Here is a 22,395-nt window from a genome sequence, read left to right on the forward strand (position 1 = left end):
GCCCGCTCGTCTTAGTAGGTCAGGGCGTCTTCGCCGAACCATTTGATGATCAGCGGGTTCAGCGTGCCATCGTCCTTCATGGACTGGATCGCGGCGTCGAACTTGTCGCGCAGTTCCGTGTCGCTTTCGCGCAGGCCCATGCCGACGCCACCACCAAGCGGAACGAAATCGCCGACGAAGGTGAACTCACCATCCGATTCAGCGACGAAGGGCTTCAGGTAGTCGTGGTCGGCCATGACCGCGTCCGCTTCGCCGTTCTGCACGGCCGCGATGGTTTCGTCGGGCGTTGCAAACTCCACCAGCGTCGCGCCGGTTTCAGCCACATGAGCGGCCTGAATCGTGCCGGTCTGCGCGGCGATCACGCCACCCATGATGTCGACGTCATCAGACAGCGCCATGTAGGCCGAGTTCGACGGCGGCGTGTAGTTCTGCGTGAAATCAATCACTTCGTCACGCTCGTCAGTGATGGACATGCCCGCGATGATCACGTCGTAGTTGCCCGAAACGAGGTTCGGAATAATCGAATCCCAATCGTTGGTAACCCATTCGCAGGTCAGTTCAGCGCGTTTGCACAGCTCATCGCCCAGCTCACGCTCGAAACCGTCCACTTCGCCTTGGTCGTTGATGAAGTTGAAGGGCGCATAGGCACCTTCGGTCCCCAGACGCACGGTTTTCGCGTGGCTTTCCGCCATGACCATACCCGCGCTGAGGACAAGTGCACTCGTCAGTAGAAGCGTTTTCATATCGTTTTCCCTGTTAGTATGCCGGCGTTGTGCCGGTCGTGATGGCACAGCCTTGGACGGTTTTTGCGCTATGACAAGAGGCACACGCCTCAAATTTACGCAAATCCGCCGCTGACGATGCGTCAGGCTGATTAGACAGGCAGATTAAACGCCTGTCGCGGGCTCTGGCGTTTTGGTGGCCGACAGGAACTGCTGCAGGCGTTCGGATTTGGGCGCGCCAAAGATCGCTTCGGGCGCGCCTTCCTCTTCGATCAGCCCCTGATGAAGGAACACGACTCGATCAGACACATCCGCCGCCAGACGCATGTCATGCGTCACCAGAATCATGGTGCGTCCTTCGGCAGCCAGATCCTTGATGACCTTGACCACCTCCTGTTCCAGTTCGGGATCAAGCGCCGAGGTCGGTTCGTCGAATAGCAGGGCCTCAGGCTCCATACACAGCGCACGTGCGATGGCCGCGCGTTGCTGTTGGCCGCCAGACAGTTGCGCAGGCCATGCGTCGGCCTTGTCGCCGATCCCCACCTTGGCCAGATATTCGCGCGCCTTCGGCTCGACCTCGGACTTGGACCGGCCCAGCACGGTAACCGGCGCTTCCATCACGTTTTGCAGGATCGTCATATGCGACCACAGGTTGAACTGTTGAAAAACCATCGACAGATTCGTGCGGATACGCAGCACCTGTTTGGCATCGCCCGGACGCCGCCCCATGCCCGTTCCGCGCCAATGCACGCCTTCGCCTTTGAACAGGATATCGCCCTGCTGGCTGTCCTCCAAAAGGTTGGCGCAGCGCAGTAGCGTCGATTTCCCTGATCCCGACGACCCGATCAAAGAGACGACGTCCCCCCGATGCGCGGTCAAAGAGACACCTTTCAGCACCTCCAGTGCGCCGTAGCTTTTGTGAAGGTTGCGGATTTCGATGACTGGGTCGTTTTTCAAGGCGGTCCATCCGTTTAGGTGGCCCTAACTAGGAAGCAAACTAGCCGTGAATGCAACCATTGGGGCGGGCCTTACGTCACGCCACGGGGGGCGCGTATCGATCATGCCTGCGGTGTAGGCACCGCAAGGTAGTCGTCCGCAGGCACATCGACGACATCGCGGATGTTCAGCTGCGCGCGATCATCATCCGCCATCGCTTTGACCGCAGACACCACAGCAGCATGGATCGCAGCCACCTGATCCGCATTGCGGTGTATCGCCGTGATAAGGGGCAGACCCGGGGTAGGCACGGTCTGGTCGATAACCTGCAGGTCGTTGGCCCAAGGATCATAGGCGCTGATCATCCGCCACGTCTGGGCATCGATGCAGGCAATGTCCGCCCGGCCTTCGGCCACGGCGCGCGACGCTTCGATATGCGATCCCATTTCTGTGGCAGAGGCGAAATCGGTCCCCAAATCCGCAGCATGGTTCAGCATCGCCGCCCAACCGGATTGCGACCGCAGCTCGTTAAACGCCATGCGTTTCTGGCGCCATGCTTCTGGTGCCGTGTCTTCGTCGGCCTTGCGAACAACGATCTTCGACGCGTAATGGCCGGGCGGGCAGCCTTCTAGCCCGTGATCCAGAACCGCCACGATCTGCGCCTTCCCGTGCAGACGCGCACGATAGGGCAGGCCGCAGGTCTGCGACAACAGCAGGTCCGGTGATTCCCAGTGTTCCCAAAGGTCACCATCGCGGGTGAGCTGATCGGGTGCATCAACGCCATCAGCGCGCAGCTTAGCCGCGATCACCGCCCAAAAACGATCCAGCGCCGCCGAGGTCTCGGGCCGGTCGTACATCGGCAAGGACGCGATCACCCGCGTGCAACCCGCAGCCGTGCGGCGTTGCTGTCCTGATCGGTGATGCCGAGCAGGGACGACGCCAAGCGCAACAACGCATCCTCTTCGGGATCGCGCGACCCATCGGCCAATACGACTGACCAAAGCGCTTCGATGACGCCAAGGCGGTCTTCGTAGGCGACGCTGTCCTTGATGGCGCGTGTAAAACGCACGGTATCCGGCGCTTCGGCTTCCAGTTGTTCCGCGCGGGTCAACAGGTCTGTCGTGGCCGCCGCGTCCAGCCCATAACGGGTCTGCGCGATCTGGCGAATGACCTCGCGCTCGGACGCGGCATAGACCCCGTCACTTTGCGCGACACGGACCAGAAGGGCCGTCAGCGCAAGTTGCGCATCAAGTTCGGTAAGCGGAGCGGGGTCGGGACGCACCAAGCGCGTTAAGAAGTCTGCAAACATTCTGCCGATATAATCAGAAGCAACGGAGAGGCCAATGGGTGCTGCATGACATGCCTGCGATCACACCGAAAAGAAAAGAAGGTTACTAAAGGGTAAATTTTCTCTCCCTTAGGTTGCGCTGCCCAATTTTTGCCGCAATCGCTGGTAAATGTCAGGCTCAGGTGGAACCGCCAGAATGATAAAAATAACCTCAAAGAGGGAAGGCCCCGCACATGCTTGCAGTCGTGCATAAAGACTGGATGGCCATGCCATCCGACCGCCAGATCGCAATTCTGAAAAAACTTAAGCCTGAAATGCTGTGCACTTTCGTGCGCAAGATTGATCCGCTGAAAACCGATGTATCGGTCCTGCGCTGGATCGCCGCGCGTCAGGAACTGGACCTTGGCACCGCGCTGACCTTGTTCTTTAACTTCGAACCGTCGCGTTTGAACCTGCTGCCGCGTGACAATTATCCGCGCGACCTGCGCGACTATTGCGCCGTCATGGACGTATTGTGCCAGCGGATCAATTGCGGGTTCTACATCCCCATCGCCGCCCGCCGGATGGAAGATCCGTCGCTGGTGTCCGAATGGCTGCGCCGTCAGGACGAAGATCAGAACCTGGGCCGCCGTGGTCGTTGGGTTCTGAACGGCAAGCTTCTGGCGCCGATGACCGCGCAACCGAAAACCAAAAGCTACCAGATGCGCAGCGGTCAAAAGCGCAACCTGATACAGGGGTTGTTCACACCGCTGTTCGTGGCAGGGCGCTAAGCCAACCGGGTCGTTAAGGTATCTTATCAAGCAAAAGGGCCCGCCTAGGCGGACCCTCGGGATCGGATTTACCTGTCCGGCTTAAACCAGACGCGACACGTCTTTGGCCGCGCGCACGAAGTCTTTGAACAGCGGGTGCGGATCGAAAGGCTTGGATTTCAGCTCCGGATGGAACTGCACACCGATGAACCAAGGATGGTCCTTCACCTCGACGATTTCGGGCAGGCGACCATCGGGCGACATGCCGGAAAAGTGCAGACCACAGGCCTCGAGCTTCTCACGGTATTTCACGTCCACTTCGTAACGATGGCGGTGCCGTTCTTCGATCGATGTCGTGCCATAGGCCTGCGCCACCCGCGACCCTTCGGCGAGCGTGGCGTTGTAGGCGCCCAGCCGCATTGTGCCGCCCTTGTCATCCGACACGCTCCGCTTGACCGAGTGATTGCCCTGAATCCATTCCTTTAGGTGGTAAACCACTGGCTCAAAACGCTTTTCGCCAGCCTCGTGGTCAAACTCCTCTGACCCGGCGGTTTCCAGCCCGGCCAGATTGCGGGCCGCTTCGATCACCGCCATCTGCATCCCAAGGCAGATGCCTAGGTATGGGATCTTGCGTGTCCGCGCGAATTCAGCCGCCTTGATCTTGCCTTCGGTCCCGCGTTCGCCAAAGCCGCCGGGGACAAGGATCGCGTGATAGCCTTCCAGATGGGGTGCGGCGTCTTCATCTTCGAACACCTCCGCGTCGACCCATTCGACATTCACCTTGATCCGGTTGGCCATGCCACCGTGGATCAGCGCCTCTTTGATCGATTTATAGGCGTCTTCCAACTGGGTGTACTTGCCCACGACCGCGACATTCACCGTACCATCCGTGTTGTGAATGCGGTCGTAAACGTCCTGCCAGACCGACAGATCAGGGCGGGGGGCAGGGGCGATCTGGAAGGCATCCAGAACCGCCTGATCCAACCCTTCGCGATGGTAGGCCAGCGGGGCTTCGTAGATCGATTTCAGATCATAGGCCGCGATCACCGACTCCGGGCGCACGTTACAGAAAAGCGCCAGCTTTTCGCGTTCCTTGTCCGGGATCGGCTGTTCGGAGCGACATACCAGAATGTCCGGCTGCAACCCGATCGAACGAAGTTCCTTGACCGAGTGCTGGGTCGGTTTGGTCTTCAACTCACCGCTCGCCGCCAGCCAAGGCAGCAGAGTCAGGTGCATAAAGATACACTGGCCGCGCGGTTTGTCTTGGCTGAATTGGCGGATCGCCTCAAAGAAAGGCAGACCTTCAATGTCGCCGACTGTGCCGCCGATTTCGCACAACATGAAATCAACCTCATCATCGCCGATATTGATGAAGTCTTTGATTTCATTGGTCACATGCGGGATCACTTGGATCGTTTTGCCCAGATAATCGCCGCGCCGCTCTTTCTCCAACACGTTGGAGTAGATCCGGCCCGAAGACACCGAGTCGGTCATCCGCGCCGCGACCCCCGTAAACCGTTCATAGTGACCAAGGTCCAGATCGGTTTCCGCGCCATCGTCGGTCACGAACACTTCGCCATGTTCAAAGGGCGACATCGTGCCGGGATCGACGTTCAGATAGGGGTCAAGTTTGCGCAGCCGCACCGAATATCCGCGGGCCTGCAGCAATGCGCCAAGGGCCGCCGAGGCAAGACCTTTTCCAAGGGACGACACGACACCGCCCGTGATGAAAATGTATCTCGCCATGTGCGAAAGCTCCCGTGACTAAAGTGCGAATTGTCGCAAATCTGATCGGAATGCATTGCCGAAACAACGCATACTCACGGGGTTTAAGCCCTAACAGATTCGCGAATGATTGTCCATCCGCACCGCAAGATGATGTTAACCTTGCGGGCGCATGCTCAAGGGGTGGTGGATCAGTCGGCCGAAGGTGTCAACTCGCCACCGGTCGTCGGCGACGGCGGCAACAGCGACCCGCCACCGGGCAGGGCCGGCGCGTCCTCTGCCGGTTCGCTGGTCGACGCGCCCGGCGCCAGACGATCCAGAACCGATGCGTCAGCCGATTTTTCAGCCGCAATGATCGTCAGCGCGATGGAGGTGCCGATGAAAGCCGCCGCAAGGAACCATGTCACCTTGCCCAAGGCGGTCGCCGCGGCGCGGCCCGACATGGCACCGCCACCACCGCCGCCCATCCCAAGGCCGCCGCCCTCAGACCGCTGAAGCAGCACCACGCCGATCAGCGCAAGCGCCAGAATCAGGTGGACGATAAGGACGACGTTTTCCATGTGGACGGACCTATTGTGTGTCTTGCGCAGACCATGACCCCGGATGGGCGGACCTGCGGATATGCGGTTTCGCGGCTAGATAGGCGTTTCGCGTCCGGGCCGCAAGGCTTTTGCCCCGTCCGGCGGCTTCTGTCTGCCCATGACTATTCGTCGACGTCGTCCACATCCGCCTGACCCGACAGCTTGCGCCGCACAAGGCTCCAGCTAAGGCCGATGCCCAGAACCAGCGACAGCGCAAAGATCGCCAGCCAGGTATTGGCACCGGGATTATCCAAACGGATCAGCCCGAAATCCACCAGCACCCAGATCAGCGCGGCAAAGACGGCGATCACCAGCCCCATGCCGAAAGGGCCGATCGACCGCAGGGTGGCGCGCAGATAGATGACGTAGCCTACGAACAGCAACAGCCCCAGAAGCACGGCCAGAGGCATCTGATCGGGCCAGGTGCGATCCACCCAGGCCGTGTAATTCCAAGGTGTCGGATTATAGGTGGCCGCAATCAGCCCCAATGCTGCCAGCCAGCGCAAGATAAAGCCCATGTGCCCTCCGCTTGATCGGGGGCAGAGTTCCGCAACTCGCCGCGACTGTCCAGCTTTTCCGCCCGATTTCCGGCCAATCCGACGCAGGCGTGAAATCAGGGTTTCGGTCCCCCGGGGCTTTGGCTAAAAGGACGCCGTTTGGACCAATGCCGGAGGATGATCCATGGCCAATGTCGTTGTTGTCGGTGCCCAGTGGGGTGACGAAGGAAAAGGCAAGATCGTCGACTGGCTGTCGGAACGCGCCGACGTGGTCGTGCGCTTTCAGGGCGGCCATAACGCCGGCCACACGCTGGTGATTGACGGGAAGGTCTATAAGCTGCACGCGCTGCCTTCGGGCGTTGTTCGTGGCGGCAAGCTGTCGGTGATCGGCAACGGTGTCGTGCTGGACCCTTGGCATCTGGTGAAAGAGATCGAGACGGTCCGCGAGCAGGGTGTTGAGATCACGCCCGAAACGCTGATGATCGCCGAGAACACCCCCCTGATCCTGCCGATCCACGGAGAGTTGGACCGCGCCCGCGAAGAGGCCGCGTCCAAAGGCACCAAGATCGGCACCACTGGTCGTGGCATCGGCCCGGCTTACGAAGACAAGGTCGGCCGCCGCGCCGTGCGCGTTGCCGATCTGGCGGACGAAGCGACACTGGAAGCCCGCGTAGACCGTGCGCTTCAGCACCACGATCCGCTGCGCAAAGGTCTGGGGATCGAGCCCATCGACCGCGCCGCGCTGGTCGCGCAACTCAAGGAAATTGCATCGCAAATCCTGCCTTACGCCGCTCCGGTCTGGAAGGTGATGAATGAAAAGCGCAAGGGCGGGAAACGTATCCTGTTCGAAGGCGCGCAGGGCGCGCTGCTGGACATTGATTTCGGCACCTACCCCTTTGTGACGTCGTCCAATGTGATCGCGGGTCAGGCGGCAACCGGCACCGGGATCGGCCCGGGCGCGGTGGATTTCGTTCTGGGCATCGTCAAAGCCTACACTACCCGCGTCGGCGAAGGCCCGTTCCCGACCGAGCTTCTGGACGAAGACGGCGAACGCCTTGGGACCCGTGGGCACGAGTTTGGCACGACGACAGGCCGCAAGCGTCGCTGCGGCTGGTTCGATGCGGCCCTGCTGCGTCAGACCTGCGCGACCTCGGGTGTGAACGGAATTGCCCTGACGAAATTGGACGTGCTGGACGGGTTCGAGACGCTGAAAATCTGCGTCGGCTACGATCTGGACGGCGACCGCTTGGACTATCTGCCCACCGCGGCGGACCAACAGGCGCGCTGCAAACCGATTTACGAAGAAATGCCCGGCTGGTCCGAATCCACCGAAGGCGCGCGCAGCTGGGCCGACTTGCCCGCCAATGCGATCAAATACGTCCGTCGCGTGGAAGAGCTGATCGAATGCCCCGTCGCGCTGCTGTCAACCAGCCCCGAGCGGGAAGACACGATTCTGGTCACGGACCCCTTCGCGGACTAAGTCCTGTGAGGGGGGCGATGGGGCAGGGGGCGCTGCCCCCGTCCTGCGGGCTCCCCCGGGATATTTCTGGCAAGAGGATGAGGACGGTATGGCACTGAGTTACAAAGCACGGCGCAGATGGTCGCTGATCATTCTGCTGGTGGGGTTGCCGCTTTATATCATCCTGGCTATCGGCCTGATCGGTTTGTTCGAACGGCCCTCCATCCTGCTGGAACTGGCCATCTATGTCGGCCTTGGCATCCTTTGGGCTTTGCCTTTCAAATTCGTTTTCAAAGGCGTCGGTAAAGAAGACCCCGACGCCTGAAACCCCGGGCCTGCACGGGGCGGTGGGACAATCGGTTTGCCTTTCTGACGGTTTGACGGTCTGATGCGGCATCGATTTGGAAACGTTTCACATGCGCGCCGCCTCTACGCCGCCCCATCTGTTCACGCTAATCTTGCTGACGGGCAATTCTGTTCTGACGTTGAACATGTTCCTGCCCTCTCTGCCGAACATGGCGCAGGATTTCGGCGTGAGCTACGCGATGATGAGCCTTGCTGTGGGCGGCTATCTTTTGGTCACGGCGTTCACGCAGTTGGTCATCGGGTCGCTATCGGATCGCTATGGCCGACGGCCAGTGATCTTAGTGGGGCTGGCGCTATTCACCGCAGCCTCGGTCGTTTGTGCCCTGACACAGGATTTCACGATCTTTCTGATGGCGCGGCTGTTCCAAAGCGCTTCGGCCACCGGAATGGCGTTGTCGCGGGCGATTATCCGGGATCAGTTCGACGACCGCGAATCCGCGGCCAAGATGGCTACCGTGGCGATGATCATGGCGGTGGCGCCGATGCTTGGTCCCAGTATCGGCGGGTTTCTGGATGCGGCCTTCGGATGGCGGGCCAGCTTTTGGCTATACGCGGCTTCGGGCGTTGCGCTGCTGGTCTTGACGTATGTGGATTTGGGCGAAACCCATATGCACAAATCCGCCAACTTCGGCGCGCAGTTCCGCGAATACCCCGAGTTGTTCAAATCGCGCCGCTTCTGGGGCTATGCGATCTGCGCCAGCTTTTCTGTTTCGACCTTCCACATCTTCGTATCTGGTGCGCCACTTGTCGTCGCCGCCGCCTTCGGCATGGGCCCGGCCGAGCTTGGGATGTACATGGGCACCATCACCCTAGGCTTCATCATCGGGTCGGCCATCGCACGTCGCACGTCGATGCTGTACCAATTGTCGACGATGATGATCGCGGGCCGTTTGGTTGCGGTGATCGGGCTTGGCCTTGCGGCGCTGGCAATCCTTGGCGGACAGCTGTCGGTGCCCTTGTTCTTTGGCGCGATGATCCTGTCCGGCGCGGGGAACGGGATGACCACACCCAATGCCAACGCAGGCATCATGTCGATCCGCCCGCATATCGCCGGCAGTGCGTCAGGACTGTCGTCCGCCATGATCGTCTTTGTCGGCGCCTTCGCCACGACCATCACTGGCGCATTGGTTACCGAAGAGACGGGCGCCTTCACCCTGACGGCGCTGATGTGTCTGGCCAGCGTCATCGGATTGTTCGCCGCGCTGAGCGTCCGCGCGATCGACCTTAGGGAAGCCCGAAGCCTGAGAACCTGAACCGTGCGTCAGGCGAAAGCGGCGTCCTCTCCGTCCCCTTGATGGTCGGGCGTCATGCCTGCGGTCAGACGGGCGTGAACGATCAATCCCAAAATCGGGGCGCCACGGTCCAAGCGCAGCTGCGCGGTCTGGATCGTCGCCTCAAACCCAGCCGTTTGCAGCAAGGCGGCGATGGCGCCGCGCGAATGTGCATAGCGGCGAGAGTCACGCAGGACATAGGCTTCAGGCCCATCATGCCATTCAACCGTAAAGGCAAAGTGCCCGCCGGGCTTCAATGCGCCGGCAACCCAGCTGACGATCTGTTCCAACGCCCCAAGATAGGCGAACACATCCGCTGCCGTGATCAGGTCCCATGTCGGATCGGTCGGGGGCAGGGCGGCAAGGTTGCGCTTGGCCAGGTGTTCGTACAGGCTCTTGTCCTCAGCCTCTCGCAGCATTTCGCCCGAGATGTCCCAGCCTTCCAGCCAATTGGTGATCCCGCGCAGTTCCGCGCCCATCAGTCCGGTGCCACAGCCCAAATCCAACGCGCGGTCGTAGCGTTTGGACAGGCCCGCGCGCAGCAATTGGGGCGCCCGGTAGTCCAGCCTGCCCACAAGGGCGGCGTCGAAACCCGCAGCGTATTGATCGAACAGCGTCTCCACAAAAGCTGCGGGCATCGTGTCGGCCAGCGAACGATCCCGAAGGGTATCCAGCATCAGCGCCGCACCCAGTTGGTCCTGCGGATCAAGCGTCAAGGCCCGGTCAAACGCCGCGGCCGCGGCATGGCGGTCGGTTTCTCGCAGCATTTCGCCCAGCCGATACCAGCCCGCGACCCAATCTGGGGCCAATTCCAAGGCCTGTTGCATGACCTGAGCAGCGGAAGAAATATCGTCGGGCAGCATCGCCTCGGCATAGGCGGCGCGGCGGTCGGCGATCAGATCGCCGGAGCTTAACAGTAGCGGGGTCATTCAGGGTGGCCATGGAACAGGCCGGACATCTGCGTCCGGCCCGCGCCATTTACGCCTGCGGCGGATTTAGTCAAGCGGTCTTGTCTGCCGCCGGATGGCTTAGCCGAGTTCGGCCATCCGCTTAAGTGCGGCCTGCAATTTAGCGGCCTCGTCCTGCCGTGCGGCAAGGTTTTCGCGGGCTTCCGCCACGACCTCGTCCGGGGCGCTTTCGACGAACTTGGGGTTCTTCAAACGCCCCTCAAGACCACCGATTTCCTTGTTCAGTTTCGCCAAGGATTTCCCCAACCGGTCCTTTTCGGCGCTGACGTCGATGATATCGGCCAGCGGCAGGCCAAAGGTCGCGCCCTCGGCTGCGATGGTCACGCAGCCTTTGGGGAAGGTTTCGACCCAAGTGAGGCTTTCGACACGAGCAAGCTTTTTGATCAACGCTTCGTTGCGACCCCAAGCGGCTTGTGCGGCATCGTCCCAATCGGTGACGACCAGCGACACGTGCAGACCTGCGGGCACGTGCATCTGGGCGCGGGCCGACCGGATGTCTTCGATCAGAGAGACCACCCAGTTCATTTCGCGATCCGCAGCCGCGTCGATCAGATCGCTACCATAGGTCGGCCAATCCGCATGGATCAGCATCTTGGCGCGGTCGCCGGTTTCGCCCCAAAGCTCTTCGGTGATGAAGGGCATGATGGGGTGAAGCATGATCATGCACTGGTCCAGCACCCAGCCCATCACGCGCTGGGTTTCTTCACGTTCGCCCGCGTTTTCCGCCAGCAGGGGTTTCGAGAATTCGACGTACCAGTCGCACACCTTACCCCAGACAAAGCGGTACAGCGCCTGCGCCGCGTCGTCGAAACGATAGGCCGCCAGCGCCGCATCTACCGTTTCACGGACGCGTGCGGTTTCGCCGATGATCCAGCGGTTCACCGTGGCCACCGCATCGGGAACTTCGGAAGCAGGGGCACCGCGTTCGTAGACGCCGTTCATTTCCGCAAAGCGGGTGGCGTTCCACAGCTTCGTGCCAAAGTTCCGATAGCCCGCGATCCGCTGCGCATCCAGCTTCAGCACGCCGCCAAGCGACGCCATGGCCGCATTGGCAAAGCGCAGCGCATCCGCGCCGTATTCGTCAATGATTTCTAGCGGGTCGATGACGTTGCCGACGGTTTTGGACATCTTCTTGCCCTTAGCGTCGCGCACCAGACCATGCAGATAGACATCGTGGAACGGGATCTGATCCACCACCGCCAGCTGCATCATCATCATCCGCGCGACCCAGAAGAACAGGATGTCCTGCCCGGTCACCAGCACCGACGTCGGGAAGTATTTCGCCAGCGCCTCGGTCTGATCGGGCCAGCCAAGCGTGCCGATCGGCCAAAGGCCCGAGGAAAACCACGTATCCAGCACGTCGCTGTCACGCCAGACCGGATAGACCAAGTCGATCGGGTTCTGGCTGGCGGTGTAATCGGCCAGCGACTTGGCCAGTGTTTCGCGGGCAGTGGCGCGGTCGGCCACCTCGACCACGCGGGCATGGTTCAGCGGCGTGGGCAGGCGCGACAGCACATCGTCGAACCGGCCTTTCACGGCGTCGAAGTCATGAGCGCAATGCAGGTGCTCTTCGCCGCGCATCAGGTGCTGATCGGACAGCAGGCGGGTGATTTCCACCATGTCCAGCGCGCCGTCGGCCTCGTCATCCTTGAACCCTTCACGGGCCAGATCAAAGCCGTACCAGACAGGGATCTGATGGCCCCACCACAGCTGGCGAGAGATACACCAAGGCTCAATATTCTCAAGCCAGTGGTAATAGGTCTTCTCTCCGCTCTCGGGCATGATCCGCACGTCGCCATTGCGCACGGCATCCAGTGCGGGCCCGACGATCTTTTCCGCATCCACGAACCATTGGTCGGTCAGCATCGGTTCAATCACGACCTTGGACCGGTCACCAAAGGGCTGCATGATCGCCTTCGCCTCGACCAGCGGGACGGCCATATGGGCGTCTTCGGCATCGGGTTTCAGCGCGGCCTTGCCCAGACGCGGATCATCCGCGCGGGTCATGACGGCCAGCCCTTCGGCGGTGATCTCTTCGACCACTTTCGCGCGGGCTTCCATCCGGTCCAAGCCGCGCAGATGGTCGGGGACAAGGTTCAGCGTGTCGACCTCGCTGCCCGTAAACTCAGCACCGTTGGCGATCTCCTGCGCGCGGGCAGCGCAGGTGGCGTAGTCTTCGCCAGCGTCACGCATCTGCGCACGCGCATCCATCAGACGATACAGCGGGATTCCACCACGCTGCGCGACGCCATAGTCGTTGAAATCATGCGCACCGGTGATCTTCACTGCGCCAGACCCGAAGTTTTTGTCCGGATATTCGTCGGTGATGATCGGGATCAGGCGGCGGTGCTCTTTGGGACCCACCGGAATTTCACACAGCTTGCCGACGATGGGGGCATAGCGTTCATCGCTGGGATGCACCGCAACCGCGCCGTCGCCCAGCATCGTTTCGGGCCGGGTCGTCGCGATCGAGATATAGTCCCGCGTCTCGCGCAGCGTGACGTTCCCGTCTTCGTCCTTCTCGACGTATTCGTAGGTCTCGCCTCCCGCCAGCGGGTATTTGAAGTGCCACATATGGCCTGCGACTTCGACGTTCTCGACCTCGAGGTCCGAGATCGCGGTTTCGAAATGCGGGTCCCAATTCACCAGACGCTTGCCACGATAGATCAACCCTTTATCGAACATATCGACAAAGACCTTGATGACGGCATCGTGGAAATTGGCAGTGACGGTGTCACGATCTGGATCGCCCGCGGCGCCACCCATTGTGAAGGCCTCGCGCGACCAATCAGCCGACGCGCCCAAGCGTTTCAACTGACCGATGATCGTGCCACGGGTTTTGACCTTCTGTTCCCAGACGCGTTCGATGAACTTCTCGCGGCCCATTTCGGTGCGCGAAGGCTCTCCGTTTGCGGACATTTCGCGTTCGGTCACCAGCTGGGTCGCGATGCCTGCGTGGTCGGTCCCGGGCTGCCATAGCGTGTCAAAGCCCTGCATACGTTTCCAGCGGATCAGGATGTCCTGAAGCGTATTATTGAACGCGTGCCCGACGTGCAGCGATCCGGTCACGTTCGGCGGCGGGATCATGATGGAAAACGCATCGTCCCGGCTGGCATTCGCACCGGCCTTGAACGCACCGCTGTCTTCCCACGTCTTGTAGATCCGGTCTTCGGCCTCGGCCGCGTTGAAGGTTTTTTCCATCGCCATAATCGCAACCCTTATCGTCTTTGGTCGCGCAACCGCGCGGCCCCATGCGTCTGGCACGAGATAGCGCTTATGATCCCTAAGGGGAAGGGCGGGTGGCAAATCCTTGGATCGCGCTGGAAAAGCGGCGCAAGAGGCTGTCTTTTCGCGCAAAGTAAAATTTGCGCTGCGTGACGCTGGACTCCGGGGGCCGGGCCGCTAGTCTCCGCAAGAGAGACCGAGGGAGGGAGCAGCCCGTGGAAAAGTTCGGCAAAAGTCAGTCCATTTCGCGTACCGAAGATATCCGTCTACTGACGGGGCATGGCCGTTACGTGGATGATATCCCGCCCGAAGGTGCGCTGCACCTTTACGTATTCCGGTCGTCCGTGGCGCATGCCACCATCACCGAACTGAATTTGGATGCCGCCCGCGAACTGGACGGCGTCATGCTGGTGGCAGGTGTCGAAGACCTGCACAGCTTTGGCATTACAGAAGGTCTGGGCTGCGTCACGATCAAGAACCGCGACGGCAGCCCCGCCGCCAACCCCAAGCATCCGATCCTTGCCGAAGACCGTGTCTACTGGGTCGGACAGCCGGTTGCCGTTGTCGTGGCCGAAACGCCCGAGGCCGCCCGCGACGCCGCTGAGCTGATCGAGTTCGACTACGAAGACCTGCCCGCCCAGATGCGTCTAGCCAAAGGCGATACCGACCTGCACGAAGAGGCGCCTGGCAACCTTGCTTTCGACTACCTTCTGGGGCGCGAGGCGGAAACACATGAGGCGTTCAAGGACGCCGCGCACATCGTGCGTGCCGACGTGGCCGATAACCGGGTCATGGTCGCCTCGCTAGAGCCGCGGGGCTGTTTCGCCGAATGGAAGGATGATCGCATCCACCTGTCGATGAACGGGCAGGGTGTCTGGGGTCCCAAGCGGGAACTGGCCCGCATCATGGGGCTGGAGCCGGAACAGGTTCATGTCACGACTGATGATGTGGGGGGTGGCTTTGGCATGAAGGCCAAGCTGTATCCCGAATACGTGCTGGCCGCCTATGCCGCTCGTCTGCTGGATCGGCCCGTCCGCTGGATGTCCGACCGGACCGAGGCGATGTTGTCCGACAACGGTGCCCGTGACCTGACACACCAGGTGGCGCTGGCCTTTGACGGCGATCACAAACTGATCGGCTATCACGTAAAGACCAAGGCCAACCTCGGGGCGTTCAACTCGAACTTCGGGCAACTGATCCAGACGTATCTGTTCGGCCGTGTTCTGATGGGCGTCTACGATTGCCAGAACGCCCTGCTAGAGGTCGAAGGCTACTATACCAACACCACCCCGACCGACGCTTATCGTGGCGCGGGCCGGCCCGAGGCGAACTACCTTCTGGAACGCGGCATGGAATACGCCGCGCGCGAACTGGGCGTCGACCCATGGGAACTGCGGCGCAAGAACTTCATCAAACCGCAGCAGATGCCCTACAAGACTGTCACGGATGAACTCTACGATGTGGGTGAATTCGCGCGTCTTCTGGATCACGTCGCCGAAAAAGCCGATCGCGCCGGGTTCGAAGACCGCCGCGCCCAGTCCGAGGCGAACGGCAAGCTGCGCGGGCTGGGCCTGTGCTATTACATCGAAAGTATCCTGGGCGACCCGTCCGAAGGCGCAACCGTCGAATTCAACGCCGACGGCACCGTGAACATCTACGTCGGCACGCAGTCGAACGGGCAGGGGCACGAAACTGTCTATGCCACCTTCCTGTCTGATCAGTCCGGCATCCCGATGGAGGATATCCGCGTTATCCAAGGGGACAGTGACCGCATCGCGCAGGGCGGCGGCACCGGCGGCTCGCGCTCGGTCACGACGCAATCGAATGCCACGCTGGCGGTGGTCAGCACGATGGTTGAGAAGTTCACCGCTTACCTCGCTGACAAGATGAACGTTGATCCCGAAGACGTCAGCTTTGACGACGAAGCGTTCCGGATTAAAGGATCAAACGCCGCGCCCACGATGAAAGACGTGGCCGACATGGCGCGTGACGATGGCAAGACCGAGTTGCTGAAGCACGAGGCCCGCGCGACGCTGCCGGGCCGATCCTACCCCAACGGCGCCCATGTGGCCGAGGTCGAGGTCGACCCCGACACGGGTCACACGCAGGTCGTCGCCTACACGGTCGTCGACGATTTCGGAAACCTGATCAACCCGATGCTGGCTCAGGGTCAGGTGCACGGCGGCGTTGCGCAGGGTCTTGGTCAGGCGCTGGTCGAAAACGTCACCTATGATGAAGATGGTCAGCTTTTGACCGCCAGCTTCATGGACTACGCGATGCCGCGAGCGAAGGATCTGCCCTTTATCGGATTTACCGCCGATCCTGTTCCATCGACCGCCAACCCGATGGGCATGAAAGGCTGTGGTGAGGCCGGGACCGTCGGGTCCATGGCGGCAACGGCCAACGCGGTGCTGGATGCGCTTTGGTCGCGCGGCGTGCGGCGGGCCGACATGCCTTTGACGCCACAGCGCGTGTGGGAACTTTTGGAAAATGCTCACTAGGCTCAGCAGAGGCCTCTTATCGGCGATCCGCCCGCGCTGGTTGTTTCGGGCGCAGCGGAACACGCCGGGGGTCCGACGCGGCTCTGTCACACATGTCATTATCCTTGACGGCACGATGTCGTCGCTCAAGCCCGGCGAAGAAAGCAACGCCGGGCTGATCTACAAGTTATTGTCGGAACAGACCGGCGCTGATCTGTCGGTCTACTACGAGGCCGGGATCCAGTGGCGCAACTGGCGCAACACTCAGGACGTGATGATGGGCCGAGGCATCAATCGCCAGATCCGTCGCGCCTATGGCTATCTGGCGTCGCGCTATCGCCCCGGCGACCGGATATTCCTGTTCGGCTATTCCCGCGGGGCCTATGCGGTCCGGTCGCTTGCGGGCATCCTTGATCGGGTCGGACTGTTGCGCCCCGATCAGGCGACGGAACGGAACGTGCAATTGGCCTACCGCCATTACGAGGCCGGTGGCACCAGCCCGGCCGCCCATGCCTTTGCGCGCCAGCATTGCCACGAAGATGCTGTCGTGGAAATGATCGGTGCCTTCGACACGGTGAAATCGCTGGGCCTACGCCTGCCGCTGATGTGGAAACTGACCGAACCGCGCCATTCGTTTCACAATCACGCCCTGTCGCGCTGCGTCCGGGCCGGGTTTCATGCCCTTGCGATAGAAGAACGACGCGCGGTCTATGCGCCGGTCATGTGGCACAGCGATCCCGAATGGTCGGGCCGGTTGGAGCAAGTCTGGTTCGCAGGTACCCATGGTGATGTGGGCGGCCAGCTTGGTGGCATGACCGAATCGCGGCCCTTGGCAAACCTGCCGCTGGTCTGGATGCTGGAACAGGCCGAAGCCTGCGATCTGCCTTTGCCCGAAGGCTGGCGAAGACAATTCCCCACCGACCCCGATGCGCCTTCGATCGGCATGTGGCGTGGGTGGAGCAAGCTGTTCCTGATCCGCCAGAAACGCTTTGTCATGCTCGACCCGTCAGAGCGTTTGCACGAAAGCGCCATCGCCCGGGGACTGACTGCCCCGCCCGCACCCGCACCAGTGGCGTCCGTCTAGCCGGGCAGCTTCATCACGATACAGGTGGTCGATCCGCTGGCGTAAAGCTTGCCATCTTCGACGCCCCGGATTTCACCGTTCGCGATACCGGTCGATCGGCCCACGTGTTGCGCCACGCCGCGCGCCACGATTTCCATCCCGACGGGGATCGGGCGGATAATATTCACCTTGTATTCCAACGTGGTATAGGTCGAACCCTCTGGCACCCGCGTGGCGACGGCACAGGCCATGCAGCTATCCAGAAGCACGCCGTACCAGCCCCCATGCACTGCGCCCATCGGATTGCAGAACTCGGGTTTCGGCGTGCCGGTGAATTCCACCATGCCATCTTCGACCGTCGCGATGGTGTAGTTCATGACCTCGGCGATGGGCGGCCCGGAGGTATCGCCCGTCAGCATGCCCTGCAGTGCCGCAAGGCCGTTGTGGTTCGATATATTAGATGCGCTCAATGAAAAATCCTCCCGACGTGACGCTAATTGCGCCACGCGGAAGGATCAACCGCAATGCGAAAGTGGCCTTAGGCAACGTTTTCCAGCTGGACCCGTGGGGTCACGCCAAGCGCATGGCAGACGTCGCGGGTCAGTTCCGGACGGTTCAGCGTGTAGAAATGCAGCTTGTCCACGCCTTCCGCGATCAGATCGGTGCACATCTCGGTGCACAAAGCGGTCGCCAGCAGGTCCTGACGGTTGTCACGCTCGGCCTTGTCGAACGCCTCGTCTAGCCATGCGGGAACATTGGCGCCGCAACGCAGGGCGAAATTGCGCATACCTTTCCAGTTCTCGATCGGCAGGATGCCGGGAACGATCGGTGCGGTGATCCCCGCCTTGTCACAGCGATCACGGAACCGCAGGAAGGTCTCGGTCTCGAAAAAGAACTGGGTGATGCCTTCGGCCGCGCCTGCATCCAGCTTGCGCTTAAGATAGTCGATGTCCGCTTGTTCGCTGGCCGCATCGGGGTGACGTTCGGGGTAGGCGCCGACGCGGATGGTGAACTTGCCAGTCTTGGAAAGCGCTTCAATCAGCTCGACCGAATTGGCGAAACCATCGGGATGCGGCGTGAATTTGCCCTGACCTTTCGGCGGATCGCCCCGCAGCGCAACGATTTCGGTCACGCCTGCCTCGGCAAAGCTGTCGGCGATGGCCAGCGTCTCTTCACGGGTCGCGTTCACGCAGGTCAGATGCGCAGCCACGTTCAGGCCCGCGTTCTTGTGCAGGGTGGCAACGGCGTCGCGGGTCAGGTCACGGGTCGTGCCACCGGCACCATAGGTGACCGAGACAAAGCGCGGATCAAGAGGGGCCAGAACCTGAACCGTGTCCCACAGACGGAAGGACGCTTCGAGGTTTTGCGGCGGAAAGAATTCGAACGAGACAGCAGGCGTTTTCATGTTTTTATCCCCTTGGGTTTGATCCCTTGTCTCAGATTGGCCAATGTGAGACAAGCTCATAACTTTCACGAACATCATGAAGCAAACTCACAAATGCATATCGAGTTCCGTCATCTGCGGACAATAAAAGCGATCCACGACACCGGCGGTTTGCAGAAGGCTGCGGACATGCTGCACATCACTCAATCCGCCCTGTCGCATCAGATCAAAGGGCTAGAGGATCAGGCGGGGGTCGAGCTGTTCGTTCGGCGGTCCAAACCGCTGAAACTGTCGGCAGCGGGTCAACGCATGTTGCGCCTGGCCGAAAAGATCCTTCCCGAGATCGACGCCCTGCAAGCCGAATTCGAAGCCTTGGAAGAAGGCAGCGCTGGCCGCCTGCACATCGCCATCGAATGTCACGCTTGTTACGATTGGCTCTTCCCGGTTTTGGAACAATTCCGCCGCGCCTGGCCCGAAGTGGACGTGGACATCCGGCCGGGCCTGTCCTTCGACGCGTTGACCGCCTTGCGGAAAGAAGAGGTCGACCTCGTCATCTCCTCCGACCCGGAAGAGGACGCCGGCACGACCTTCGCCCCGCTGTTCGACTATTCCCCCGTCCTGATCGCTCCGGCCACGCACCCCATGGCGCAAAAGGCCTTTGTCGAGGCTGAGGACTTTGAAGGCGAAACCCTTCTGACCTATCCCGTCGATCGCACGCGGCTGGACATCTATAAACTGCTGCTGCACCCCGCGGGCGCCGAACCCGGCGCGATCCGTCAGGTAGAGCTGACACCGATGATCCTGATGCTCGTCGCCTCTGGCCGTGGCGTAACGGTCTTGCCTGATTGGGTCATGACGTCCCAGCCACACCGCTCTGAACTCGTCACGCGTCCGCTGGGGCCCAAGGGCATGACCCGCCGCATGTACGCCGCGGCCCGCAAGGAAGAAGCAGGGAAACCCTATCTGGCGCATTTTATCCGGCTGGCCCGGACCGAGGCGGTCAAACTGCAGCGCGGATGATCCCTTCATCTTTCCAGAAATACTCTCGCCGAAGGCCTCGCGCCCATGGCGCGACCAACCCCCCTTGGCATATCGCGCCACCCGGTCTATACGCGCGACCTGATCCAACGGAGCCCGACATGACCCTGAGCGCCAATATCAACATCATGAAAAAAGCCGCCCGCAAGGCCGGCCGGTCTCTGGTCAAGGACTTCCGCGAGGTCGAGAACCTGCAGGTGTCGATGAAAGGCGCAGGCGATTTCGTCTCTCGCGCCGACATCGCAGCAGAAGAGATTATCAAGGCCGAACTGATGGAAGCCCGCCCGACATATGGTTGGGTGGCCGAAGAGGGCGGCGAAGAAACCGGCAGCGATCCGACCCGCCGCTGGATCGTCGATCCGCTGGATGGCACCACGAACTTCCTGCACGGTCTGCCGCATTGGGCGATTTCCATCGGTTTGGAGCACAAGGGTCAGATCGTGGCCGGTGTGGTCTACGACCCCGCCAAGGACGAGATGTTCTTTGCCGAAAAAGGTGAAGGCGCCTGGATGAACGAAACCCGCATCCGCGTGTCCGGTCGCCATCGCATGATTGAATCGATCTTCGCCACCGGACTGCCCTTTGGCGGTCGTAGTGATCTACCCAAAACGCTCAAGGATTTGGGCCGCATCCTGCCCGCCTGCGCCGGTGTACGCCGTTTCGGCTCTGCCGCGCTGGACTTGGCGTATGTGGCAGCAGGCCGATACGAAGGTTTCTGGGAGCGGCGTCTGAACGCTTGGGACATGGCTGCGGGGATCATCATCCTGCGCGAAGCTGGCGGTTTGGTCGAACCTTTGACCCCCGGGGCGGACATCCTGTCCAGCGGCGAGGTCATCGGCGCGAATGAAGCGATCTTTGACCAGTTTGCCAAGGTCATCCGCGACGTCTAGGCGGCAGGTTCTGGCAGGCGGATCGACGCCTCCGGCGGGGATATTTTCAGCAAGATGATGGGCGTAAACCGCGTCGATCAACGACGGCGGCGCACGCTTGGGACGTTCGTGCCCGACAACCGGTATTCCGCAGGCGGATGGTCCGGATGGCCTTCGGTGCGGTTCCAGAATTTTGTGCCACCAAGACGCAAGAAGATCGGCAAGGTCAGCGCAAAGCCCACGATGAAACCGCCCGCATGGGCCCAATACGCGACGCCCCCGGCATTCAGGTCCGCACCGACACCGTTCACGAATTGCAACGCGAACCACGCCCCCAGCATGACCCAGGCGGGCACGGGGATGATTTTGAAGAACACGATAAAGATGAACAGGATATCGACCCGCGCCTTAGGGAATAGCAGAAGATATCCCCCCATCACGCCCGCAATCGCCCCCGATGCCCCGACCATCGGCACGCCGGAATAAGGGGCTGCAAGGTACTGCGCCAGCGCCGCGCCAATCCCCGAGGCAAGATAGAAGGCCAGAAACCCACCGTGCCCCATCTCGTCTTCCATGTTGTCGCCGAAGATCCATAGAAACAGCATATTGCCACCAAGGTGCATCAAGCCGCCGTGCAGAAACATGGATGAGATGAAGGTAAAGAACCCGTCGCCCGATGAGATGCGCGCCGGGATCAGCGCATAGCTGCCAAAGAACGCATCGATCGCCCGGGGATCGGAAAACATCATCGAATAGGACAGGAAAATCAGCACATTGGCCGCAATCAGCACCCAAGTGATATAAGGTGTCCGGCCGGACGGGTTGTGATCGCGCAAAGGAAACATGCGCTCAAGCTGGGGCGGGGGGCATCAGAGGTCAAGCAAAAGCCTTCGATTGATCTTTGGCGTAGCGTTTTTTCCAGTCAATTCCCGGTCATAAGGGTCTTTTACCCGTCCCGAAGCATCGCTAATGTCGCCGGACCCGTGCCCGCGTGGTGGAATGGTAGACACAGGGGACTTAAAATCCCTAGGCCGAGAGGCCGTGCCGGTTCAAGTCCGGCCGCGGGTACCACTTTTCAGACATTTTGACGAAATATCGGGCCTTTCGGCACGGGTTTTCCATGTTGTGTTAAGTAGGCCTCAACGCTTCGCCGGGATGATGTCGTGACGAAATCCTTAGGAGTGACCCGATGAAATACGCCATTTTTGCCCTGTGCTGTGCGGCAGGGGCGGCCCAAGCCGACCAATATTCCGAAGTTATGAACAGCTATGCCCGCGAAACGGTGCAGGCGTGGACGTCGGACCCCATGCTGGTCAATGCGATCAAGTCGCAGAACGCGCGCACGGGCGGCTTGTCGCAGGACCAGATCGATGAAATGGATCGCCAGTGGCGTAACGAAGTCGGTATGTCCGACCGTCCGATTGTCGACCCGGTTCTGTTCAATCCGGTGTCAGACCACCTGCGCAATCTGGTCAGCGGGTCCGCGGGCGCCGTAACAGAAGTCTTTATCATGGACGGCAAAGGGCTGAACGTCGCCGCCTCTGACGCGACGTCTGATTACTGGCAGGGCGATGAGGAAAAGTTCACTGAAACCTATGCTGTGGGGCCGGATGCACTTCACATCAGCAATATCGAGTTTGATGAATCCACGCAGACCTATCAGGGCCAGATTTCGATGCCGATTTCCGACCCGGAAAGCGGTGCCGTGATCGGCGCAATGACCGTCGGTCTGAACGCAGAAATGCTGTTCTGACCACATTCCAATAGCATAGGC

21 protein-coding genes and 1 tRNA gene are annotated in these 22,395 nt (G+C 60.9%); 10 read left to right on the plus strand and 12 right to left on the minus strand.

Features of this window, described 5'->3' with window-relative positions; genetic code table 11:
* Nucleotides 1-11: 11 nt before the first annotated feature.
* From ACI3GR_RS03945 to ACI3GR_RS03960, 4 genes are all read right to left on the minus strand, one after another.
* The gene (locus ACI3GR_RS03945; protein ID WP_407492737.1) at nt 12-743 is read right to left on the minus strand and encodes a transporter substrate-binding domain-containing protein; all 732 of its coding nucleotides are present in this window, start codon (nt 741-743) and stop codon (nt 12-14) included.
* Between the two features lie 144 nt (nt 744-887).
* Nucleotides 888-1,679, minus strand: coding sequence for an ABC transporter ATP-binding protein (locus ACI3GR_RS03950; protein WP_407492738.1), 792 nt, complete (start codon nt 1,677-1,679; stop codon nt 888-890).
* 101 nt (nt 1,680-1,780) lie between these two features.
* Complete coding sequence (locus ACI3GR_RS03955; RefSeq protein ID WP_407492739.1) at nt 1,781-2,533, minus strand: phosphate/phosphite/phosphonate ABC transporter substrate-binding protein; 753 nt, start codon at nt 2,531-2,533, stop codon at nt 1,781-1,783.
* Complete coding sequence (locus ACI3GR_RS03960; RefSeq protein WP_407492740.1) at nt 2,530-2,967, minus strand: tellurite resistance TerB family protein; 438 nt, start codon at nt 2,965-2,967, stop codon at nt 2,530-2,532. The genes ACI3GR_RS03955 and ACI3GR_RS03960 overlap by 4 nt, the downstream gene beginning before the upstream one ends.
* A 212-nt stretch (nt 2,968-3,179) precedes the next feature.
* Here ACI3GR_RS03960 and ACI3GR_RS03965 point away from each other — a divergent pair, with 212 nt between their 5' ends.
* A complete protein-coding gene (locus ACI3GR_RS03965; protein ID WP_407492741.1) occupies nt 3,180-3,716 on the plus strand; it encodes a hypothetical protein in 537 nt (178 codons plus the stop codon).
* A gap of 81 nt (nt 3,717-3,797) precedes the next feature.
* Here the strand turns inward: ACI3GR_RS03965 and pyrG are convergent, their stop codons facing one another.
* The 3 genes from pyrG to ACI3GR_RS03980 form a co-directional block, all read right to left on the minus strand.
* The gene (gene pyrG, locus ACI3GR_RS03970) at nt 3,798-5,441 is read right to left on the minus strand and encodes a CTP synthase (protein ID WP_407492742.1); all 1,644 of its coding nucleotides are present in this window, start codon (nt 5,439-5,441) and stop codon (nt 3,798-3,800) included.
* 170 nt (nt 5,442-5,611) lie between these two features.
* Nucleotides 5,612-5,980, minus strand: a complete 369-nt coding sequence (secG, locus tag ACI3GR_RS03975) for a preprotein translocase subunit SecG (RefSeq protein ID WP_407492743.1) — start codon at nt 5,978-5,980, stop codon at nt 5,612-5,614.
* 143 nt (nt 5,981-6,123) lie between these two features.
* Entirely contained in the window at nt 6,124-6,519 is a 396-nt protein-coding gene (locus ACI3GR_RS03980; protein ID WP_407492744.1) for a DUF6524 family protein, read from the minus strand.
* 163 nt (nt 6,520-6,682) lie between these two features.
* On the opposite strand from ACI3GR_RS03980, the gene ACI3GR_RS03985 reads away from it, so the two are divergent.
* The 3 genes from ACI3GR_RS03985 to ACI3GR_RS03995 all read left to right on the plus strand — a co-directional run bounded on the left by ACI3GR_RS03985 (nt 6,683) and on the right by ACI3GR_RS03995 (nt 9,576).
* Complete coding sequence (locus tag ACI3GR_RS03985; RefSeq protein WP_407492746.1) at nt 6,683-7,978, plus strand: adenylosuccinate synthase; 1,296 nt, start codon at nt 6,683-6,685, stop codon at nt 7,976-7,978.
* Nucleotides 7,979-8,066: 88 nt separating this feature from the next.
* On the plus strand, nt 8,067-8,282 hold the full coding sequence (locus ACI3GR_RS03990) for a DUF2842 domain-containing protein (RefSeq protein WP_407492747.1): 216 nt from the start codon (nt 8,067-8,069) through the stop codon (nt 8,280-8,282).
* Between the two features lie 91 nt (nt 8,283-8,373).
* Nucleotides 8,374-9,576, plus strand: a complete 1,203-nt coding sequence (locus ACI3GR_RS03995) for a multidrug effflux MFS transporter (RefSeq protein ID WP_407492748.1) — start codon at nt 8,374-8,376, stop codon at nt 9,574-9,576.
* Nucleotides 9,577-9,584: 8 nt separating this feature from the next.
* On the opposite strand, the gene ACI3GR_RS04000 is transcribed toward ACI3GR_RS03995, so the two are convergent.
* Together ACI3GR_RS04000 and ACI3GR_RS04005 are read right to left on the minus strand one after the other, a co-directional pair.
* Nucleotides 9,585-10,523, minus strand: coding sequence for a class I SAM-dependent DNA methyltransferase (locus ACI3GR_RS04000; RefSeq protein WP_407492749.1), 939 nt, complete (start codon nt 10,521-10,523; stop codon nt 9,585-9,587).
* 99 nt (nt 10,524-10,622) lie between these two features.
* Nucleotides 10,623-13,769, minus strand: a complete 3,147-nt coding sequence (locus ACI3GR_RS04005) for a valine--tRNA ligase (protein WP_407492751.1) — start codon at nt 13,767-13,769, stop codon at nt 10,623-10,625.
* Between the two features lie 233 nt (nt 13,770-14,002).
* Between ACI3GR_RS04005 and ACI3GR_RS04010 the strand changes: the two genes are divergently transcribed.
* Both ACI3GR_RS04010 and ACI3GR_RS04015 read left to right on the plus strand, forming a co-directional pair.
* On the plus strand, nt 14,003-16,288 hold the full coding sequence (locus ACI3GR_RS04010) for a xanthine dehydrogenase family protein molybdopterin-binding subunit (RefSeq protein ID WP_407492752.1): 2,286 nt from the start codon (nt 14,003-14,005) through the stop codon (nt 16,286-16,288).
* A complete protein-coding gene (locus ACI3GR_RS04015; RefSeq protein WP_407492753.1) occupies nt 16,278-17,351 on the plus strand; it encodes a T6SS phospholipase effector Tle1-like catalytic domain-containing protein in 1,074 nt (357 codons plus the stop codon). The genes ACI3GR_RS04010 and ACI3GR_RS04015 overlap by 11 nt, the downstream gene beginning before the upstream one ends.
* On the opposite strand, the gene ACI3GR_RS04020 is transcribed toward ACI3GR_RS04015, so the two are convergent.
* Together ACI3GR_RS04020 and metF are read right to left on the minus strand one after the other, a co-directional pair.
* Nucleotides 17,348-17,800, minus strand: a complete 453-nt coding sequence (locus tag ACI3GR_RS04020) for a PaaI family thioesterase (protein ID WP_407492754.1) — start codon at nt 17,798-17,800, stop codon at nt 17,348-17,350. The two genes, ACI3GR_RS04015 and ACI3GR_RS04020, sit on opposite strands and share 4 nt — an antisense overlap.
* 68 nt (nt 17,801-17,868) lie before the next feature.
* Nucleotides 17,869-18,735: a methylenetetrahydrofolate reductase [NAD(P)H] gene (metF, locus tag ACI3GR_RS04025; RefSeq protein WP_407492755.1), complete on the minus strand. Its 867-nt coding sequence runs from the start codon at nt 18,733-18,735 to the stop codon at nt 17,869-17,871.
* A 93-nt stretch (nt 18,736-18,828) separates the two neighbouring features.
* Between metF and ACI3GR_RS04030 the strand changes: the two genes are divergently transcribed.
* On the plus strand, nt 18,829-19,734 hold the full coding sequence (locus ACI3GR_RS04030; RefSeq protein WP_407492756.1) for a LysR family transcriptional regulator: 906 nt from the start codon (nt 18,829-18,831) through the stop codon (nt 19,732-19,734).
* 119 nt (nt 19,735-19,853) lie between these two features.
* Nucleotides 19,854-20,642, plus strand: coding sequence for an inositol monophosphatase family protein (locus ACI3GR_RS04035; RefSeq protein WP_407492757.1), 789 nt, complete (start codon nt 19,854-19,856; stop codon nt 20,640-20,642).
* Nucleotides 20,643-20,719: 77 nt separating this feature from the next.
* Here ACI3GR_RS04035 and ACI3GR_RS04040 read toward each other — a convergent pair whose 3' ends face one another.
* Nucleotides 20,720-21,466: a rhomboid family intramembrane serine protease gene (locus tag ACI3GR_RS04040; RefSeq protein WP_407492758.1), complete on the minus strand. Its 747-nt coding sequence runs from the start codon at nt 21,464-21,466 to the stop codon at nt 20,720-20,722.
* A 140-nt stretch (nt 21,467-21,606) separates the two neighbouring features.
* Between ACI3GR_RS04040 and ACI3GR_RS04045 the strand changes: the two genes are divergently transcribed.
* Nucleotides 21,607-21,692, plus strand: a tRNA-Leu gene (locus ACI3GR_RS04045).
* A gap of 118 nt (nt 21,693-21,810) precedes the next feature.
* A complete protein-coding gene (locus ACI3GR_RS04050) occupies nt 21,811-22,374 on the plus strand; it encodes a hypothetical protein (protein WP_407492759.1) in 564 nt (187 codons plus the stop codon).
* The last annotated feature ends 21 nt before the right edge of the window (nt 22,375-22,395 follow it).

It is taken from the genome of Pseudooceanicola aestuariicola, assembly GCF_045763785.1.
Taxonomy (GTDB): domain Bacteria; phylum Pseudomonadota; class Alphaproteobacteria; order Rhodobacterales; family Rhodobacteraceae; genus Pseudooceanicola.

What these genes read in the sequence shown, in the direction of transcription:
- ACI3GR_RS03985 (WP_407492746.1), top strand. Translation starts at nt 6,683, where the DNA reads ATGGCCAATGTCGTTGTTGTCGGTGCCCAGTGGGGTGACGAAGGAAAA.
- ACI3GR_RS03945 (WP_407492737.1), bottom strand. Translation starts at nt 743, where the DNA reads ATGAAAACGCTTCTACTGACGAGTGCACTTGTCCTCAGCGCGGGTATG.
- metF (WP_407492755.1), bottom strand. Translation starts at nt 18,735, where the DNA reads ATGAAAACGCCTGCTGTCTCGTTCGAATTCTTTCCGCCGCAAAACCTC.
- ACI3GR_RS03990 (WP_407492747.1), top strand. Translation starts at nt 8,067, where the DNA reads ATGGCACTGAGTTACAAAGCACGGCGCAGATGGTCGCTGATCATTCTG.
- ACI3GR_RS04030 (WP_407492756.1), top strand. Translation starts at nt 18,829, where the DNA reads ATGCATATCGAGTTCCGTCATCTGCGGACAATAAAAGCGATCCACGAC.
- ACI3GR_RS04000 (WP_407492749.1), bottom strand. Translation starts at nt 10,523, where the DNA reads ATGACCCCGCTACTGTTAAGCTCCGGCGATCTGATCGCCGACCGCCGC.
- ACI3GR_RS03960 (WP_407492740.1), bottom strand. Translation starts at nt 2,967, where the DNA reads ATGTTTGCAGACTTCTTAACGCGCTTGGTGCGTCCCGACCCCGCTCCG.
- ACI3GR_RS04050 (WP_407492759.1), top strand. Translation starts at nt 21,811, where the DNA reads ATGAAATACGCCATTTTTGCCCTGTGCTGTGCGGCAGGGGCGGCCCAA.
- ACI3GR_RS04005 (WP_407492751.1), bottom strand. Translation starts at nt 13,769, where the DNA reads ATGGCGATGGAAAAAACCTTCAACGCGGCCGAGGCCGAAGACCGGATC.
- ACI3GR_RS03980 (WP_407492744.1), bottom strand. Translation starts at nt 6,519, where the DNA reads ATGGGCTTTATCTTGCGCTGGCTGGCAGCATTGGGGCTGATTGCGGCC.
- secG (WP_407492743.1), bottom strand. Translation starts at nt 5,980, where the DNA reads ATGGAAAACGTCGTCCTTATCGTCCACCTGATTCTGGCGCTTGCGCTG.
- ACI3GR_RS04040 (WP_407492758.1), bottom strand. Translation starts at nt 21,466, where the DNA reads ATGTTTCCTTTGCGCGATCACAACCCGTCCGGCCGGACACCTTATATC.
- ACI3GR_RS04015 (WP_407492753.1), top strand. Translation starts at nt 16,278, where the DNA reads ATGCTCACTAGGCTCAGCAGAGGCCTCTTATCGGCGATCCGCCCGCGC.
- ACI3GR_RS03965 (WP_407492741.1), top strand. Translation starts at nt 3,180, where the DNA reads ATGCTTGCAGTCGTGCATAAAGACTGGATGGCCATGCCATCCGACCGC.
- ACI3GR_RS03995 (WP_407492748.1), top strand. Translation starts at nt 8,374, where the DNA reads ATGCGCGCCGCCTCTACGCCGCCCCATCTGTTCACGCTAATCTTGCTG.
- ACI3GR_RS04035 (WP_407492757.1), top strand. Translation starts at nt 19,854, where the DNA reads ATGACCCTGAGCGCCAATATCAACATCATGAAAAAAGCCGCCCGCAAG.
- pyrG (WP_407492742.1), bottom strand. Translation starts at nt 5,441, where the DNA reads ATGGCGAGATACATTTTCATCACGGGCGGTGTCGTGTCGTCCCTTGGA.